Here is a 16,641-nt window from a genome sequence, read left to right as displayed (position 1 = left end):
TGGGGGCGTCGCGGCACCGCCGGTGCGGGCCGCGACGCAGACGGTCAGGCGATCAGCGGATACCCTGTGCGGACAACTCGACCACCATCGCCGCTTCGTCCTGCGTGACGAGGTTCGGACCCGACGGCACGTTGCCACCCGGCACGAGGCCAAAGTTCGCGTTCATTGCCAGGAACACGACCGGCAGGTAGCCCTGCAGATACTGCTGCTGGTCGATGCCAAAGGCGGCAGTGCCGGCCGACACGGCCTCGAGAAAGCCCGGCGACAAATCGAAGGTTCCGATCATGACTTCACCGGCGCGGCCCACGGCCTCGACTGCGGCGATGGACGGCTCGCCCACCAGTGCGGCGCCCAGACCCATGATCGTGTCGATCTCGGGATTGGACTGCAGGGCGGCGGTCACCGTCGCCTCAACCTGTGCGGGATCGTTGGCGGTGGGGACGACCTCGACCGTGCCACCGAAGCCTTCGGTGAAGCCTTCGCAGCGCAGGTCGAGAGAGACGTTGCCGACCTCCTGGTTGACGCAGATCGCGGTGGTGCCGCCCATTTCGGCCAGCGCCTCTCCGGCGATGCGGCCTGCGTCGAATTCATCCTGACCGACGTGCAGCAGCGCACCGAAATCGGCGGAGACGTCGGAGCCGGAGTTCATCGAGATGACCGGGATGCCTGCGGCGACGGCGCGTTCGATGGCCGGGCGCAGCGCGTCCGCATCGGGGATCGACACCACGAGGCCATCGGGTTCCTGGTTCACGGCGGCGTCGATCAGCTGGCTCATCGCCACCATGTCGAAGGTTTCCGGCGCGCGGTATTCCACGGTCGCACCGGTATCGGCTGCGGCCTTGTCCACGCCGTTCTTGACCACGGACCAGAACGGGTCATTGGCCTGACCGTGGGTCACGACGACGATGTTCTGCGCCATGGCGGGGGCGGCAGCGGCGAATGCGATGGCGGCGACTGCCGCCTTGACGAAGTGGGTCATGGATCCTCCCTGGATCGTTGGGGCGGTGCGTGCGCCCGACGTCCGGCACGGGGCCGGTGCTGTGATTGGCCGGCTGGCGCCGGTTCGGGATGCATCTGGCCGGGGGTCGGACCGCTCCCCTCCTCGGGGCGGGCGACTCGATGTCCGGTTCGATTTGGAATTTATGTTCCAAAAAATGCGGGCGCGCAACCCTGTTTCAGTCGGATGCGCCGCGCGCGCCACCCAGCGCCACCGCGATGCTGGTAACGAGGGTCATGGCGGCGGTCGGCACGCGGAACGCGCCCACGTCCACTTCGCGTGCGATCAGGTTGGCGGTGGCGATGCCTGCCAGCGGGCAATCAGCGGCGTCAGTCAGCAGGAACACCGGGGCGCCCGCCGCATGGGCCGCCGTGGCGATGCGGCGCGTTTCCGGCGCGTAGGGCGCGAAGGTGACGGCAAAGAGCGCGTCCGCAGGCCGGATCGCGGCGGTGAAATCGACCCCTGCGGTCCCGGTGTGCAGGATGCAGGGAATCTCCATCTTTTGCAGCATGTAGCCCATGTAGCTGACGACGGGATAGGCGCGGCGCGTGCCGACCAGATGCAGCACGTCGGCTTGGCCCAGCCGGTCGACCACATGGGCCACCAGCGCCAGATCGACGTGCGCCGACAGGGCGGTCAGTGATTGCTGGCCCGCCTCGACGAAATCGGCCAGCAGGCGGGCGCTGCCGTGCTGGCCCCGCGCCCGCAGCAGACCCAGCCGTTCGGCATAGTCGGGGCGCTGCTGGGCATAGTCACGACGGAACAGCGCCTGCATGTCCGAATAGCCGCGGAACCCCAGCGCCTGACAGAACCGCATATAGGCGGAGGGCGCCACATCTGCCGCCGCCGCCATGTCGGCCACCGTGGACACCGCCACCAGATCCAGATTGCCGCGCAACTGGTCGGCACATTGGCGCAACCGCTTGGGCAGGGTCGCCGACAAGTGGTCGAGGCGGGCCAGCACATCGGCCACGGTGGCGGGCGGCGTCGGCGTGTCGGACGTGGTGTCAGTCGTGGTGTCGGTCGTGGCGTCGGTCATCTGGTGCTCCCCCTTGACAGGATACCGCAATGCCCCGATGAAGCAAATGGAACAAATATTCTGATTTGACCTTTGGGAGGGGGGACGGCGATGCCAGATTCAAAGGCGGCGAGGACCCTTGGGATCGGCCTGATCGGCACCGGCTACATGGGCAAGGCCCATGCGCTGGCCTATCGCGCTGCCCCTGCCGTGTTCGGCGATCTGGCCCCGGTGCGGCTGGCGATGCTGTGCGACGCGACCGACGCAGCCGCCGACCGGATGGCCACCCAGTTCGGCTTTGCGCGGGCCACGTCGGACTGGCGCGCGCTGGTCGCATCGCCGGACGTGGACATCGTGGCGATCACCACGCCCAACGCCCTGCATCACGACATGGCGCTGGCGGCCATCGCGGCGGGCAAGCATGTGCATTGCGAAAAACCCCTCGCCCTGACGCTGGATCAGGCCCGCGCGATGGAGGGTGCGGCGCGGGGCGCGGACGTGCAGACGATGGTTGGCTACAATTACACCCACAACCCGGCGTTCCAGCATGCCCGCCGCCTGATCGCCGACGGTGCCATCGGGACGCCCGTGCATTTCCGGGGCTGGGTGGACGAGGATTATCAGGCCGACGCGACCCTGCCGTGGACGTGGCGGGCGACCCGTGCGCAGGCGGGTCTGGGGGCGCTGGGCGATCTGGGATGCCACCTCGTGTCGCTGGCCTACGGCCTGATGGGGCCGATCGACAGCCTGATCGCGGACACGCAGGTCATCCATGCCACCCGCCCCCTGCCCGACGGCATCGGCCATGCTGCGGTCGAGAACGAGGATACGGCCTCCGCCGTCGTCCGCTTTGCCAGCGGCGCGCAGGGGACGCTGTGCACCTCGCGCGCTGCATGGGGCCGCAAGAGCCGCCTCGACTGGGAGGTGCACGGCACCACCGGCATGCTGACGTATCAGCAAGAGCGGATGAACGAGCTGCACCTGTTCCAGTCGACCGGGCCTGCGGCGATGCAGGGGTTCCGTACCATCCTGACCGGCCCCGCGCACCCGCCCTATGGCGACTTCGTGCCGGCGGCGGGGCATCAGCTCGGCTTCCTCGACCTCAAGACGATCGAAGTCGCGGCGTTCCTGCGCGGCATCGCTGGCGGGCCACGCCATGCGCCGACATTCACCGACGCGCTCGCCTTCGAGGCCGTCATCCACGCCATCGACAGCGCCGCCCGCAGCGGGCAGCGTGTCACCGTCACACAAGCCGGAGATCATCCATGACCCTGAACATCGCCCTTTTCGGGGCTGGCCGCATCGGCAAGGTGCACGCCGCGTCCATCGCCAGCGATCCGCGCGCCAAGCTGGTCGCCGTGACCGACGTGATGGCGGAGGCCGCAACCGCGCTGGCCGACGCCCACGGCATCGCGGTGCGCAGCGCCGACGACATCCTGTCAGACCCGGCCATCGACGCGGTGCTGATCGCATCGTCCACCGACACCCACGCCGACCTGATCGAACGCGCCATCGCGGCAGGCAAGGCGGTGTTCTGCGAAAAGCCCATCGACCTGAACCTCGACCGTGCGCGCCGGGTGCAGGCCAGCGTCGCGGCGGCGGGACGGCCCGCCATGATGGGCTTCAACCGCCGGTTCGATCCCAACTTCGCCGCCGTGAAGACGGCCTTTGATGCGGGCGAGATCGGCAAGGGTGAATTGCTCGCCGTCACGTCCTACGACCCGGCCCCGCCGCCGGTGTCCTACGTGAAGGTGTCGGGCGGGCTGTTCCGCGACATGATGATCCACGACTTCGACATGTGCGCATGGCTGTTCGGGATGCCGGAAGCGGTCTTCGCCACCGGATCGAGCCTGATCGACCCGGAAATCGGTGCGGCGGGCGACGTCGACACCGCCGTGGTGATCCTGACCTATGCGGACGGGCGCATCGCCACGATCCGCAACTCGCGCCGCGCCGTGTTCGGTTACGACCAGCGGCTGGAACTGCTGGGGTCCGAGGGGCTGTTGTCCGTGGGCAACCAGCTCGAATCCACGGTGGTCAAATCGACGGCGGGCGGTGTGACGGGGGCAAAGCCGCAGCTGTTCTTCCTCGAGCGGTACATGAAGGCCTACCAGACAGAATGGGCCGCGTTCCTCGATGCGGTGCTGGACGGCACTCCGCCGCCCGCCACGGTGCAGGACGGCGTCAACGCGCTGGCGCTGGCAGAGGCGGCGAACATCTCGCTCCGCGAAGGTCGTCCGGTGCGGCTGGCCGATCTGCCGGGGGCGTGAGGCGATGCAGATCGGATGCTGCACGTGGATCTTTGGCGGAGAGCCGCTGGCCGACACCGCTGCCCGGCTGAGGGCCGCCGGGCTGGACGGTGTGGAGTTGTTCGGCGACGTGACGCAGGATGCGGACGACGTGCGCCGCACGCTGGACGCGCAGGGGTTGGAGGTGTTCTGCCTGACGCCCGGTGACGCCGACATCGCGCACCCCGACGCAGGCGTCCGCGCGGCGGGGCTGGATTACTACCGCCGCCTCGTGGACTTCGCGGCAGCCGTGGGCAGCCCGCTGCTGTCCTGCCACGGGCAGGTCGGGCGGATCGCGCCCATCGGCACGCAAGCCGAGGAGGACGCGCATCTGATCGCCAGCGTCACAGAGATCTGCGCGATGGCGGACAGGCGCGGCTTGCGCGTCGTGTTCGAAATCCTCAACCGCTACGAGACGCATCAGGTGCGCACCGTGGCGCAGGGGCTGGCGCTGTGCCGCGCGGTGGGGGCGGACAACCTGTCGCTGCTGGCCGACGCCTATCACATGAACATTGAGGAGGCGGACCCGGCGGGAGCCCTGCGGCAGGCGGGATCGCACCTCGGCCTCTATCACGTGGCGGACAGCAACCGCGAAGGGGTGAGGTCGGGGCACACCGACTTTGCCGCCCACATCGCCGCGCTGCGCGACGTCGGCTATGCGGGTCCGGTGATACTCGAAACGAATGCCCCCGGACCGAACCCGTTCCGCACCGACAAGGGCGCAGGGTTCCGCGACGTGCTGACGGACCAGCTGCGCACCAGCGCGGCGGCCCTGCGGGCGATGTAGGCGCACCGCCTTGCACCACGGCAGGGCCTGTCGCTAGGGTCGCGGCAACCGCTGCCGCGCCCCAACCACAGGACACAGCCCGATGACCGACCGCCTTGCCACCCTCGTCGATGCCCTGACGTTGGAGGAGCAGGTCTCGCTTCTGTCGGGCGCCGACTTCTGGTCGCTGCCCGCCATCGCGCGCCTCGACATCGGCAAGCTGCGCGTGACAGACGGGCCGAACGGCGCGCGGGGGTCGGGGTCGCTGATCGGCGGCGTGACGGCGGCGGCGTTTCCGGTGGGCATCGCCATCGGAGCCACGTGGGACCCGGACTTGGCGCAAGAGATCGGGGCCGCCATCGCGCAGGAGGTGAAGTCGAAAGGGGCGCATGTCTCGCTTGCGCCCACGGTGAACATCCAGCGCAGCGTCACGAACGGGCGCAACTTCGAGTGTTATTCCGAGGACCCGGAGCTGACGGCCGCGCTGGCGGTGGGGTATATCAATGGCCTGCAATCGCAGGGCGTCGCTGCCACCGTCAAGCATTTCGCGGGCAACGAATCCGAGATCCAGCGCACCACGATCAGCAGCGACGTGGACGAGCGGACCTTGCGCGAAGTCTATCTGCGCCCCTTCGAGGCGGCGGTGAAGGATGCGGGCACATGGGCGGTCATGTCGTCCTACAACAGGCTGAACGGCACCTATACCGCCGAGAACCGCTGGCTGCTGACCGACGTCCTGCGCCGCGACTGGGGGTTCGACGGCGTGGTGATGTCCGACTGGTTCGGATCGCGCAGCACCGCGCCGACGATCAACGCAGGCCTCGACCTCGAGATGCCGGGGCCGACGAGGGACCGGGGTGCCGCGCTGGTCGCGGCGGTCGAGGCGGGCGAGGTGACGCGCGACACCGTCCGCACCCGCGCACTGGCGATCCTGCGCCTGATGGACCGCACCGGGGCGCTTGACGACACCACGCCGTTCGCGGAACGCGCCGACGACCGCCCGGAACACCGCGCCCTGATCCGGCGCGCGGGGGCGGCGGGCATGGTGATGCTGCGCAACGACGGCATCCTGCCGCTGGCCGACCCCGCGCGCATCGCCGTGATCGGGCCGAACGCGAAGGTCGCGCGCATCATGGGCGGCGGGTCCGCACAGCTCAACCCGCATTACAGCATCACGCCCTGGGACGCGCTGGCGGCCCGGATGGGCGACAACGCGCTGAATTTCGCGCAAGGCTGCGACAACCACCGCTGGCAACCGCTGATCGGCCAGCCCGTGACGGTGGACTATTTCGCGAACGAGACGCTGGATGGCGCACCCGTACATACCGAGGTTCAGGACGGCACCACCGCCTTCCTGATGGAACACGTCGGCGGCGGTCACTGCGATCCGCGCCATTTCAGCCTGCGGGCCACGACGCAGTTCACGCCCGACAGCGACGGCACGTGGCGCTTCGGGCTGCACGTTGCGGGCCTCGCGCGGTTGACCGTGGACGGCCAGCCCCTGCTGAACGCGTGGGAGGATTGGACGCCGGGCCGCACCTTCTTCGAGGAAGGCAACGACGAGGTGACGGCGGACATCGCGCTGACGGCAGGCCAGCCCGTCGAGGTGGTGATGGAGTTCCGCACGCGGGCGAGCGACAACCTGCATATCTCCGGCTGGCGGTTCGGCGCAGCGCGGCTGCTGGGCGCGGATGACATCGCGCAGGCGGTCGCAGCCGCGGCGCAGGCGGACGTGGCGCTGGTGTTCGTGGGCCGGTCCGGCGAGTGGGACACCGAAGGCTGGGATCTGGAGGATATCGCCCTGCCGGGCGCGCAGGATGCGCTGGTCGCCGCCGTCACCGCCGCCAACCCGCGCACCATCGTCGTGCTGCAGACCGGCGGCCCGGTCGAGATGCCGTGGCTGGATGCGACCGCCGCCGTGCTGCAGGCGTGGTATCCGGGGCAGGAGGCAGGCAACGCCATCGCCGACGTGCTGTTCGGTGACGCGGAACCGGGCGGGCGGCTGGCGCAGACCTTTCCACGCGTGATGGCCGACAACCCCACGGGCCGCGCCGATCCTGCGGCCTATCCCGGCGTGAACGGCCATGTGCGCTACGACGAGGGCGTATTCACCGGGCACCGCCACTATGACCGGGCGGGCACCCAGCCGCTGTTCCCGCTGGGCTGGGGGCTGTCCTATACCACATTCGCGCTGTCGGACATGAGGGTGACGCCTGACGCCTCTGGGGCGCAGGTCAGCATCACGGTGACCAACACCGGCGACCGTGCGGGCAGCACGGTGCCGCTGGTGTTCGTGGGCGACGGCAATGCCCCGGTGGAGCGCCCGCTGCGCGAGTTGAAGGGGTTCGCCAAGGTGCATCTGGCGGCGGGCGAGCGGCGCGAGGTCGCGTTCAACCTGCCGCCGCGCGCCTTCGCGTGGTTCGACGCAGGTCAGGGGGCGTGGTGCGTGACGGGGGGCCGCTACACGGTAGAGGCGGGCTTCGACGCGGGCAGCCTGCCCCTGACCGCCATGGTGGACATCGCGGCGCAGACCCTGCCGCGTTAGGGCAGCAACCAGACCGAGGCGGCTGTGAACACGGCCACCTCGGTCATGACCTGCGTGGCCCCCAACACGTCGCCGGTCTGCCCGCCGATCCGGCGCAGGCATTGGCGGGCGATGGTGGCGGCGATCAGGACGGCCAGCAGGAGTGCGACGAACGCCTGCGGCCCGGTCCAGACCGCCACCCCAGCGACCACGACAGCACCCGGCAGCCATGCCAGCCGCGCCGTGCCAGCCGCCGCCTGCCCCAGCCCGTCGGCCCGCGCCGGTGGCAGCGCCAGCAGCAGTACCAGCATCGCCAGACGGCTGGCCGTGCCCGCCAGCAGGAACGCCGCCAGCGGCATGCCACCGGGACCAGTGGCCAGCGCGACCGCAGCCGCACCCAGCGCAAAGATCAGCGCGACCACGCCATAGCTGCCGATGCGGCTGTCGCGCATGATCTCGAGCACGCGGGTCCTGTCGCGCCCGCCGCCCACGCCGTCGGCGTAGTCCGCCAGACCGTCCAGATGCAGCCCCCCGGTCAACAGCGCCATGGCGCCCAGTGCCGCCAGCGCCCCCAGCCCCGGTGCGAGCCCGAGGGTCAGCGCCAGCGCCTGCGCCGCCCAACCCGCCAGCCCCACGACCAGCCCGACCAGCGGATAGGCCCATGCGGCGGCGGACAGCGGCGGCACGGGATCGCGCAAGCGGCCCATCGGCAGCCGCGTCAGCAGCATCAGCGCCAAACGCAGTTCCGTCAAACGGGCGGCAAGCGGCGTCACGCCCCGCCGATCCCCGCCTCGGCGAAGGTCGCCATGCCGTCGTGGCAGGCCACCGCGCCGCGCAGGATGCCCAGCGCAAGGGCGGCCCCCGTCCCCTCGCCCAGCGCCATGCCCAGCGACAGCACCGGCACCTTGCCCATCGCCGCGCACAGCCGGGCGTGGCCGCCTTCGGCGCTGGCGTGGCCGATCAGGCAATGGTCCAGAAGCGCGGGGTTGGCCCCGTGCAGCGGCGCCACGGCGGCGGTGCAGATGTAACCGTCGAGGATGACCGGGATGCGCGCCATGCGCGCCGCCAGCACCGCGCCGCAGATCGCCGCCTGTTCCCGCCCGCCGAGTGCGGCCAGTGCGTGCAGGGGCGGCAGCCCCGCGTGCAGGGCGGCACCACGGGCCACGACATCGGCCTTCTTCGCCTGTCCCGCCGCATCGCTGCCTGTGCCGCGCCCGACCCAATCGGCGGGGGTTGCGCCATAGACCGCATGGGCCAGTGCGGCGGACACGGTGGAGTTGCCGATGCCCATTTCCCCAAGGACCAGCACGTCGGCGCCGGTATCCACCGCGGCCGCACCGCGGTTGAGGGCATCGACGCACTCCGCCTCGGTCATCGCCGGACCGGTCGTGAAATCCGCCGTGGGCGTCTCAAGGTCCAGCGCCACGATGGTCAGGTCGGCCCCCGCGACACGACACAGCTGGTTGATCGCCGCCCCGCCCGCCTGAAAGTTCGCGACCATCAGTGCCGTCACCGCCTGCGAAAACGGGTTCACGCCCTGCGCGCAGATGCCGTGGTTCCCCGCGAACACCAGCGCCTGCGCGCGGTCGATCCGTGGCCGGGCGCAGGCCTGCCAGCCCGCCATGAAGAACGCCATCTCTTCCAGCCGGCCGAGCGAGCCGGGGGGCTTGGTCAGCGCACCGGACCGGTCCTGTGCTGCCGCGATGGCGGCGGCGTCGGGGTGCGGCAGGGTCAGCTGCAGGATGTCGTTCAGGGCCTTGATCGGGGTCATCGTCATTTCACCTTCATCGGATAGCCTGCGACGCACAGCCACAGGTCGTCGCAGGCCACCGCCATGCGCTGGTTGGTCAGGCCCGCCGCATCGCGGTAGGCCCGGGCAAGGGCGTTGTCCGGCACGATGCCGGACCCCACCTCGTTCGTGACGAAGACGACGGGGGCGGTCAGCTGCGGGATCAGCGCGCACAGGTCCGCCACCGCCGCCTCCCAGTCGCGGTCTGCCAGCATCAGGTTCGACAGCCACAGGGTCAGGCAATCCACCAGCCGGGGTGCGCCGCCGTCGCTGTCGCGCAACGCACCCGCCAGATCGAGGGGGGCTGCCACCGTGCGCCACTCCGGCCCGCGCCGGGACCGGTGCAGCGCGATCCGCGCCGCCATCTCGTCGTCGAATGCCTCGGCTGTCGCGATATAGACGGCAGGTTCGCCAAGGGTCAGCGTCATACGCTCGGCCAGTGCGCTCTTGCCGGACCGAGCGCCGCCGGTGATGAGGATCGACTTTGTCATGGTGACGTGTGAAAGCAGGTTTGCCCCCGCTTGGAAACCCCGATGAGCCTGCCCGCGATCCCTGACGTTGCACCGGCGATGCGCCGTCCCGCGTCCCGCGCCACGGGGCCGCGCTAGGCGGATGGTCTGGGTCGCAGGACATTTCGGCGAATGGCTGCAGGGCCGTGCCGGGCCGGACGGGGCGGTGGCCTTGGTGACGCTGGCCTGCCCGGTGCGTGGGGTGGCGGTGGCGTGGTGCGACGATCTGACGATGACCCTGTCCGACCCCGCGGGGCTGATCGGCGCGGACCGCGCGGCACGGTTCCTGACCACACTCGGTCTGCCCGCGCGCGGCACCGTCACCGTCACGCCGGACCTTCCGCCCGGCAGCGGGGCGGGCATGTCCACGGCGGCGCTGGTGGCGCTGGCACGGGCCGCAGGTGCGGCGGAGGACCGCATCGCCGCCGCCTGTCTGGCGGTCGAGGGGGCCGTCGATCCGCTGATGCTGGACGCGCCCGATGCGGTGCTGTGGGCGTCACGCCGCGCTGTTGCGCTGACCGCCCTGCCCCCGCCGCCACGAGCCGAGATCATCGGCGGGCTGTGGGGTGCGGCGGAACGCACGGACCCCGCCGACGACGCCTTCGCCGCCGTCGACGATCTGATCGCGACGTGGTCGCGCGGCCCCGACCTGCCCGGTGCCGCGCGGATCGCCAGCCTGTCGGCGGCGCGCAGCACCGCCCTGCGCGGGCCCGTGGGCGATCCGACGGCCACGCTTGCGGTGCGGTTGGGCGCGCTCGGCTGGGCGCGGGCGCATACAGGCCCGGCACGGGCGCTGATCTATGCGCCGGAACAGGTGCCGGAGGGGGTGGAGGCGGCGTTGCGCGAGACGGGATATACCCATGTCCTGCGCTTTGCGACCGGGGGCCGGGCATGAGTTTCGCCGCGATGATGGCTGTTGCGCTGGCGGTGGATGCGGGGCTGGGCTGGCCCGCCCGTGTCTATGCCCGGATCGGGCATCCGGTGACGTGGCTGGGTGCGCTGATCGCGGGGCTGGAACGGCGGTTTAACCACGGCGGCCCCACCCGGCGGCTTGCGATGGGCACCCTGACGGTGACCCTCGTGACCGCCGCCGCAGCAGGTCCCGCGTTCGCACTGCAAGGCGTGCTGCCCGGTGGTGCGGCGGGTGTCGTGATCGGCGGTCTGCTCGTGTGGCCGCTGGTCGCGGCGCGGTCGCTGCACGACCATGTGGCGGCGGTGGCCCGGCCCCTGTCGCGCGGCGACCTGACCGGCGCGCGGGGGGCCGTGGCAATGATCGTGGGGCGGGATCCAGCGACGCTCGACGCCGCCGGCGTGGCGCGGGCGGCATTGGAGAGCTTGTCGGAGAACGCCTCCGACGGGGTGGTGGCGCCGCTGTTCTGGGGTGCGATCCTCGGGCTGCCGGGGATCGCCGCCTACAAGGCGATCAACACGATGGATTCGATGATCGGTCACCGCAACGCGCGCTATGAGCATTTCGGCAAGGTCGCGGCGCGGCTGGACGACGGGGTGAACCTGATCCCCGCGCGGCTGACCGGGCTGGCCATCGCGCTGGCGGGCTACAGCCGCGCAGCGCTGCGGGTCATGTGGCGCGACGCGGGCGCACACCGTTCGCCCAATGCCGGCTGGCCCGAAGGGGCGATGGCGGGGGCGCTGGGCATCCGGCTGTCGGGGCCGCGCATCTATGGCGACCGCGTGGCGGAGGAGCCGTGGCTGAACGGCGCGGCCCCCGACCCGGACGCGGCTGGCCTGCGCCGGGGCCTTGTGATCTATGTCCGCGCCATGGGGTTGTGCGGTCTGTTGCTGGTCATCGCCGCAATCGGGGGGATGTGATGCGCGACCACGGCGGCGATCTGGACCGGGCGAAGGCGGCCTTTGGCGGGACCGACTGGATCGACCTGTCCACCGGCATCAACCGGATGCCCTATCCTGTGCCGCCCCTGCCGCCCGACGCATGGCGCACCCTGCCCACCGCCAGTGACGTGACCGCGTTGGAGGTTGCCGCCGCCCGCGCCTATGGCACGCAGGCGGATGTGGTGGCGCTGGCCGGTGCGCAGGCAGCGATCCAACTGGTGCCGCGCCTGAGGGCAACGGGGCGGGCGGCGGTCCTGTCACCCAGCTACAACGAACACGCCGCCGCACTGACCGCGCAGGGCTGGCAGGTGACGCAGGCGGACGGGCTGGACGCGATGACGGGCGCCGACCTTGCCGTCGTCGTGAACCCCAACAACCCGGATGGGCGGGTCTGGGGCGCCGATACGCTGGGCGAGCTTTCATCGCGGGTCGGCCTGCTGGTGGTGGACGAGAGTTTCGCCGACCCCACCCCAGCCTTGTCTCTCGCCCCCCGCCTGCACGGGCTGGGCGAGCGGGTCGTCGTGCTGCGGTCGTTCGGCAAGTTCTATGGCCTTGCCGGTGTGCGGCTGGGCTTTGCGCTGGGCGGGCCGCGGACGGTTGCGCAGGTGCGGGCACTGGCGGGGCCGTGGGCCGTGGGTGGCCCTGCCATCGCCATCGGCACTGCGGCGCTGGCGGATAACGACTGGCAGACCGCGATGGCGGCGCAGCTGGCAAAGGACAGTGCCCGGTTGCAGGGTTTGCTGCAGGCTGCGGGCTGGGGGATCGTGGGCGCGACCGCCCTGTTCGTCACCGTGGACACCGGCGACGCACTGGCCGCGCAGGCCCGACTGGCGCGCGCCGCCATCTGGACCCGCGTCTTTCCGTACAGCAGCGGCTGGCTGCGCCTTGGCCTGCCGGGCACGCCGGCGGAGTGGGACCGGCTGGAGCGCGCCCTAGCGCGCCAGCCCGAGTAGGCCCGCGACGTCGAGATGCGCCTCCAGATGCGCGGCAAGGGCGTCGAGGACAGCCTCAACCCCCGCGCCATAACCCTGCGCCGCCGCCACGCCGAAATCCGCGAGATAGCGGGTGCGGAACGCGTCGTCGCGGAACATGCCGTGCAGGTAGCTGCCGGTGACGCGGCCGTCGCGGGACACCGCCCCTTCCGGTGCGCCACCCAGCATGGCAAAGGGTCGCGCCCGGTCGGGCCCCATGGTGCGGCCAATGTGGATCTCGTAGCCGTCAAAGGGGACGCCGCTGGCCGCATGTCGCGCTTGCACGACGCTGAGGCGCTTGTCGCGCGTCATCACCGTGTCCACGTCCAGCAGGCCAAGGCCCGGATCGGTGCCCGCCGCCCCTTCGATCCCGTCCGGGTCAGCTACGGTCCGTCCCAGCATCTGATAGCCGCCGCAGATGCCCAGCACATGGCCGCCGCGCCGCAGATGCGCCGCGATGTCCACGTCCCAGCCCTGCGCCCGCAGGAAGGCCAGATCGGCGCGGGTCGACTTGGTGCCGGGCAGGATCACCAGATCCGCGTCGCCGGGGATCGCGCGGCCTGCCCCCAGCATGGTCAGCCGCACGCCGGGGTCCTGCGCCAGCGGGTCGAGATCATCGAAATTGGCGATCCGGCTGAAGGCGAGGCAGACGACGTGCAGCCCGCCCGCACCACCGTGAGAGCGCAAATCCACCGCATCCTCGGCGGGCAGCTTCCACGCGTCGCCGAACCACGGACACACGCCGTAGCCGCGCCAACCGCTGCGCTGTTCGATCAGCGCATAGCCGTCGTCGAACAGCCGCGGGTCGCCACGGAAGCGATTGATCAGAAACCCCGCGATCATCGCCGCGTCGCCCGCGTCGATCACCGCCTGCGTCCCGACGATCTGGGCGATCACGCCGCCCCGGTCGATGTCGCCGGTCAGGATCACGGGCACGCCTGCGGCCCGCGCGAAGCCCATGTTGGCGATGTCGCCCGCACGCAGGTTGACCTCTGCGGGACTGCCCGCGCCCTCGACGATCACCAGATCATGCGCGGCCCGCAGGCGGGCGAAACTCTCTTGCACGGGGGCCATCAGTTGCGGTTTCAGCGTCTGATAGTCGCGCGCCCGCACTGTCGTCAGCCGCTTTCCCTGCACGATGACCTGGCTGCCCACGTCGCTTTCGGGTTTCAGCAGCACCGGGTTCATGTCGGTGTGCGGCACCAGCCCGCAGGCCAGCGCCTGCAGCGCCTGCGCACGACCGATCTCTCCTCCATCCGCCGTGACGGCGGCGTTGTTGGACATGTTCTGCGGCTTGAAGGGCGCGACCGACAGGCCGCGCGCCCGCGCCGCCCGGCACAGCCCCGCCACCAGCAGGGATTTGCCGACGTTCGATCCGGTGCCCTGTATCATCAGGGCGCGGCCATGCGTCGGGGGCGTCAGAACTCCACCCCCTTCTGCGCCTTCACACCGTCCTTGAACGGGTGTTTCACCTGCACCATGTCGGTCACGAGGTCGGCGGCCTCGATCAGTTCCGGCTTGGCGTTGCGTCCGGTCAGGCAGACGTGGGTCATGGCGGGCTTCTGCGTCTGCAGGAAATCGACCACTTCGTCGATGTCGAGGTAGTCGTAGCGCAGGGCGATGTTGATCTCGTCCAGCAGCACGAAGCTGATCGCGGGGTCGAGGATCTGCTGCTTGGCGATCTCCCACCCGTTCCGGGCCGCCGCGACGTCGCGGTCGCGGTCCTGCGTTTCCCATGTGAACCCCTCGCCCGAGACGAAGAATCGGCATTCATCCGCAAAGCGGGTGGTCAGCAACGTGCGCTCGCCCGTCTCCCACGTGCCCTTGATGAACTGGACCACGGCGCAGGGCATGCCGTGCGCGATGCAACGCATCACCATGCCGAACCCAGAGGAGGATTTCCCCTTGCCTGCCCCCGTGTGCACGATGATCAGGCCGCGCTCTTCGGTCTTGGTTTCCATCATCTTGTCGCGGGCGGCCTTGATGCGCTGCATCTTGGCGTTGTGGCGCTGGGTGATCTCGTCCATGGGCTCGCTCCTTGGGTATTGGGCTGGTCCTGCACAAAGACCAAAACGGCCTGCCGGGCAAGGGTCGCGGACGCCGCGGCAGCCGCCTTGATCGCTTGACATCGGGGCCCGCGTTTGAACAAGTGGATGGGCTGGTGCCTGCGCAAGCAGGTGAAAAGGGAATGTGCGAGGCCACGCTTGGCCGAACCGCAGCCGCCCCCGCGACCGTGACCGGACAGGTCGCCCACATGCCACTGGCCGCACCTGCGGTCCGGGAAGGCAGGGTGACCGCCGGGGCAGCGATGCCCCGAGATCCGCAAGCCGGGAGACCTGCCAGCACGACGAGATGTAACCGGACGGGGTGTTCCGGTGTCGGACTGGCGGTCGCTGTATGCGTCTGCCCGCCCGTGCCATGCCCCGCGCACCTATTGGACGGAACGTGCATGGCCCTTGATGCTGCCACCGTGGAACTGCTGATCTGCACCCGCTGCCAGCGGACCGGAGAGGTGAGCGACGGCGACGTGCGGCCCGGTAAGGTGCTGTGCGACGCACTTGCCGCAGCCCCCACCCCCGGCATCGCCGTCGTCCCCGTCGCCTGCCTGTCGAACTGTTCGCGCGGCTGCACCATCGCGCTGCGCGGGCCGGATCGCTGGACGTATGTCTATGGCGGGCTGAACGCGGGCGACGTGGACACGATCCGCGACGGGGCCGCCCGCTACCGCGACAGCGCAGACGGCCTCGTGCCGTGGCGCGAACGGCCCGAACACTTCCGCAAGAACTGCATCGCCCGCATCCCGCCCCTCGGACAGGCGGGCACACCCATTCCCTCACTGAAGGCTGACTGACATGACCACCCTCGAAAAAATCCCCGTCACCGTCGTCACCGGTTTCCTCGGGTCCGGCAAGACGACGCTCATCTCTCACCTCATGCGCAATCCGGGCGGCAAGCGGCTGGCGGTGATCGTGAACGAGTTCGGCGACATGGGCGTGGACGGCGACATCCTGAAAGGCTGCGCGATCCCCGACTGCCCGGTCGAGAACATCATCGAACTGGCGAACGGCTGCATCTGCTGCACGGTCGCGGACGATTTCGTACCGACGATCACGGCGCTGATGGCCCTGACGCCGCGCCCCGACCATATCCTGATCGAAACCTCCGGCCTTGCCCTGCCGAAACCGCTGCTCAAGGCGTTCGATTGGCCCGAGATCCGGTCGCAGATCACCGTGGACGGCGTGATCGCGCTTGCGGACGCCGAGGCGGTGGCGGCGGGCCGGTTCGCGCCCAACGTGGCGGCGGTGGATGCCCAGCGCGCCGCCGACGAGAGCATCGACCACGAGACGCCCCTGTCCGAAGTGTTCGAGGATCAGATCGCCTGCGCCGACATCGTGCTGCTGACCAAGACCGACCTCGCCACCGCCGAACAGATCGCCGCGGCGCGGGCGCACATCCTCGCCGAATTGCCGCGCCCGGTCGCCATCGTCGAGGTCGCCGAAGGCGTGATCGATCCGCGCGTGATCCTCGGCCTCGGCGCTGCCGCCGAGGATGATCTGGACGCCCGCCCGTCGCACCATGACGGGGCGGACGATCACGAACACGACGATTTCGACAGCATCGTGATCGATCTGCCCGAAGTCACCGACCCTGCCGATCTGGTGGCGCGGATCGTGACGCTGGCGCAGACCCGCAATATCCTGCGCGTCAAGGGCCACGTCGCGGTCGCGGGCAAGCCGATGCGCCTGCTGGTGCAGGCGGTGGGCGCAAGGGTGCGGCACCAGTACGACCGCCCGTGGGGCGAAGGGTCGGCGCGTCGCGGGCGGCTGGTCGTCATCGCGGAACACGACGACATCGACGCGGGCGCGATCCGCGCCGTGCTGCTGGGCGATCCCGCCACCGCTGCGGCGGAATAGGGCAGGCCTGCCGC

Annotated in this window: 16 protein-coding genes and 1 riboswitch; of the genes, 9 read left to right on the top strand and 7 right to left on the bottom strand. The window is 70.4% G+C overall.

The annotated features are described in order from the left end of the window. Positions 1-52: 52 nt before the first annotated feature. Together BMX16_RS06605 and BMX16_RS06600 are read right to left on the bottom strand one after the other, a co-directional pair. Positions 53-979 carry a sugar ABC transporter substrate-binding protein gene (locus BMX16_RS06605; protein ID WP_089900562.1) on the bottom strand — a complete coding sequence of 309 codons (927 nt, stop codon included), beginning with the start codon at positions 977-979 and terminating at the stop codon, positions 53-55. A 196-nt stretch (positions 980-1,175) separates the two neighbouring features. Continuing rightward, positions 1,176-2,036: a MurR/RpiR family transcriptional regulator gene (locus tag BMX16_RS06600; RefSeq protein ID WP_089900558.1), complete on the bottom strand. Its 861-nt coding sequence runs from the start codon at positions 2,034-2,036 to the stop codon at positions 1,176-1,178. 90 nt (positions 2,037-2,126) lie between these two features. Between BMX16_RS06600 and BMX16_RS06595 the strand changes: the two genes are divergently transcribed. The 4 genes from BMX16_RS06595 to BMX16_RS06580 all read left to right on the top strand — a co-directional run bounded on the left by BMX16_RS06595 (position 2,127) and on the right by BMX16_RS06580 (position 7,614). Continuing rightward, positions 2,127-3,284 carry a Gfo/Idh/MocA family protein gene (locus BMX16_RS06595; protein ID WP_089900555.1) on the top strand — a complete coding sequence of 386 codons (1,158 nt, stop codon included), beginning with the start codon at positions 2,127-2,129 and terminating at the stop codon, positions 3,282-3,284. Next, the gene (iolG, locus tag BMX16_RS06590) at positions 3,281-4,285 is read left to right on the top strand and encodes an inositol 2-dehydrogenase (protein WP_177174589.1); all 1,005 of its coding nucleotides are present in this window, start codon (positions 3,281-3,283) and stop codon (positions 4,283-4,285) included. Before BMX16_RS06595 ends, iolG begins: the two co-directional genes overlap by 4 nt. A 4-nt stretch (positions 4,286-4,289) precedes the next feature. Then, positions 4,290-5,090, top strand: a complete 801-nt coding sequence (locus BMX16_RS06585; protein ID WP_089900552.1) for a sugar phosphate isomerase/epimerase family protein — start codon at positions 4,290-4,292, stop codon at positions 5,088-5,090. 82 nt (positions 5,091-5,172) lie between these two features. Next, positions 5,173-7,614, top strand: a complete 2,442-nt coding sequence (locus BMX16_RS06580) for a beta-glucosidase (protein WP_089900549.1) — start codon at positions 5,173-5,175, stop codon at positions 7,612-7,614. On the opposite strand, the gene cobS is transcribed toward BMX16_RS06580, so the two are convergent. The 3 genes from cobS to cobU are packed head-to-tail and all read right to left on the bottom strand — an operon-like array spanning position 7,611 to position 9,873. Further along, positions 7,611-8,366, bottom strand: coding sequence for an adenosylcobinamide-GDP ribazoletransferase (cobS, locus tag BMX16_RS06575; RefSeq protein ID WP_245731389.1), 756 nt, complete (start codon positions 8,364-8,366; stop codon positions 7,611-7,613). The two genes, BMX16_RS06580 and cobS, sit on opposite strands and share 4 nt — an antisense overlap. Next, positions 8,363-9,370, bottom strand: a complete 1,008-nt coding sequence (gene cobT / locus BMX16_RS06570; protein WP_089900546.1) for a nicotinate-nucleotide--dimethylbenzimidazole phosphoribosyltransferase — start codon at positions 9,368-9,370, stop codon at positions 8,363-8,365. Before cobT ends, cobS begins: the two co-directional genes overlap by 4 nt. Continuing rightward, the gene (gene cobU / locus BMX16_RS06565; RefSeq protein ID WP_089900542.1) at positions 9,367-9,873 is read right to left on the bottom strand and encodes a bifunctional adenosylcobinamide kinase/adenosylcobinamide-phosphate guanylyltransferase; all 507 of its coding nucleotides are present in this window, start codon (positions 9,871-9,873) and stop codon (positions 9,367-9,369) included. Before cobU ends, cobT begins: the two co-directional genes overlap by 4 nt. A 121-nt stretch (positions 9,874-9,994) precedes the next feature. On the opposite strand from cobU, the gene BMX16_RS06560 reads away from it, so the two are divergent. The 3 genes from BMX16_RS06560 to cobD are packed head-to-tail and all read left to right on the top strand — an operon-like array spanning position 9,995 to position 12,695. Then, on the top strand, positions 9,995-10,786 hold the full coding sequence (locus BMX16_RS06560) for a hypothetical protein (RefSeq protein ID WP_089900539.1): 792 nt from the start codon (positions 9,995-9,997) through the stop codon (positions 10,784-10,786). After that, complete coding sequence (cbiB, locus tag BMX16_RS06555; RefSeq protein ID WP_089900536.1) at positions 10,783-11,721, top strand: adenosylcobinamide-phosphate synthase CbiB; 939 nt, start codon at positions 10,783-10,785, stop codon at positions 11,719-11,721. Before BMX16_RS06560 ends, cbiB begins: the two co-directional genes overlap by 4 nt. Continuing rightward, positions 11,721-12,695, top strand: a complete 975-nt coding sequence (gene cobD / locus BMX16_RS06550) for a threonine-phosphate decarboxylase CobD (RefSeq protein ID WP_089900533.1) — start codon at positions 11,721-11,723, stop codon at positions 12,693-12,695. Before cbiB ends, cobD begins: the two co-directional genes overlap by 1 nt. Here the strand turns inward: cobD and BMX16_RS06545 are convergent. Both BMX16_RS06545 and cobO read right to left on the bottom strand, forming a co-directional pair. After that, positions 12,675-14,105: a cobyric acid synthase gene (locus tag BMX16_RS06545; protein WP_089900530.1), complete on the bottom strand. Its 1,431-nt coding sequence runs from the start codon at positions 14,103-14,105 to the stop codon at positions 12,675-12,677. The genes cobD and BMX16_RS06545 overlap by 21 nt on opposite strands. 26 nt (positions 14,106-14,131) lie before the next feature. Next, positions 14,132-14,740 (bottom strand): cob(I)yrinic acid a,c-diamide adenosyltransferase, encoded by a 609-nt coding sequence (cobO, locus tag BMX16_RS06540; RefSeq protein ID WP_089900527.1) that lies wholly within the window; start codon positions 14,738-14,740, stop codon positions 14,132-14,134. A gap of 115 nt (positions 14,741-14,855) precedes the next feature. After that, positions 14,856-15,071, top strand: a riboswitch (cobalamin riboswitch). A gap of 91 nt (positions 15,072-15,162) precedes the next feature. Between cobO and BMX16_RS06535 the strand changes: the two genes are divergently transcribed. After that, a complete protein-coding gene (locus BMX16_RS06535) occupies positions 15,163-15,564 on the top strand; it encodes a DUF1636 family protein (protein WP_089900523.1) in 402 nt (133 codons plus the stop codon). 1 nt (position 15,565) lies between these two features. Continuing rightward, positions 15,566-16,627: a cobalamin biosynthesis protein CobW gene (gene cobW, locus BMX16_RS06530; RefSeq protein WP_089900520.1), complete on the top strand. Its 1,062-nt coding sequence runs from the start codon at positions 15,566-15,568 to the stop codon at positions 16,625-16,627. Positions 16,628-16,641: the final 14 nt, after the last annotated feature.

The sequence above is a fragment of the Loktanella fryxellensis genome, from assembly GCF_900110065.1.
GTDB lineage: Bacteria > Pseudomonadota > Alphaproteobacteria > Rhodobacterales > Rhodobacteraceae > Loktanella > Loktanella fryxellensis.
This window is presented reverse-complemented; position numbering and strand designations above follow the sequence as displayed.

What these genes read in the sequence shown, in the direction of transcription:
- BMX16_RS06605 (WP_089900562.1), bottom strand. Translation starts at nt 979, where the DNA reads ATGACCCACTTCGTCAAGGCGGCAGTCGCCGCCATCGCATTCGCCGCT.
- BMX16_RS06600 (WP_089900558.1), bottom strand. Translation starts at nt 2,036, where the DNA reads ATGACCGACGCCACGACCGACACCACGACTGACACCACGTCCGACACG.
- BMX16_RS06595 (WP_089900555.1), top strand. Translation starts at nt 2,127, where the DNA reads ATGCCAGATTCAAAGGCGGCGAGGACCCTTGGGATCGGCCTGATCGGC.
- iolG (WP_177174589.1), top strand. Translation starts at nt 3,281, where the DNA reads ATGACCCTGAACATCGCCCTTTTCGGGGCTGGCCGCATCGGCAAGGTG.
- BMX16_RS06585 (WP_089900552.1), top strand. Translation starts at nt 4,290, where the DNA reads ATGCAGATCGGATGCTGCACGTGGATCTTTGGCGGAGAGCCGCTGGCC.
- BMX16_RS06580 (WP_089900549.1), top strand. Translation starts at nt 5,173, where the DNA reads ATGACCGACCGCCTTGCCACCCTCGTCGATGCCCTGACGTTGGAGGAG.
- cobT (WP_089900546.1), bottom strand. Translation starts at nt 9,370, where the DNA reads ATGACGATGACCCCGATCAAGGCCCTGAACGACATCCTGCAGCTGACC.
- cobU (WP_089900542.1), bottom strand. Translation starts at nt 9,873, where the DNA reads ATGACAAAGTCGATCCTCATCACCGGCGGCGCTCGGTCCGGCAAGAGC.
- BMX16_RS06560 (WP_089900539.1), top strand. Translation starts at nt 9,995, where the DNA reads ATGGTCTGGGTCGCAGGACATTTCGGCGAATGGCTGCAGGGCCGTGCC.
- cbiB (WP_089900536.1), top strand. Translation starts at nt 10,783, where the DNA reads ATGAGTTTCGCCGCGATGATGGCTGTTGCGCTGGCGGTGGATGCGGGG.
- cobD (WP_089900533.1), top strand. Translation starts at nt 11,721, where the DNA reads ATGCGCGACCACGGCGGCGATCTGGACCGGGCGAAGGCGGCCTTTGGC.
- BMX16_RS06545 (WP_089900530.1), bottom strand. Translation starts at nt 14,105, where the DNA reads ATGATACAGGGCACCGGATCGAACGTCGGCAAATCCCTGCTGGTGGCG.
- cobO (WP_089900527.1), bottom strand. Translation starts at nt 14,740, where the DNA reads ATGGACGAGATCACCCAGCGCCACAACGCCAAGATGCAGCGCATCAAG.
- BMX16_RS06535 (WP_089900523.1), top strand. Translation starts at nt 15,163, where the DNA reads ATGGCCCTTGATGCTGCCACCGTGGAACTGCTGATCTGCACCCGCTGC.
- cobW (WP_089900520.1), top strand. Translation starts at nt 15,566, where the DNA reads ATGACCACCCTCGAAAAAATCCCCGTCACCGTCGTCACCGGTTTCCTC.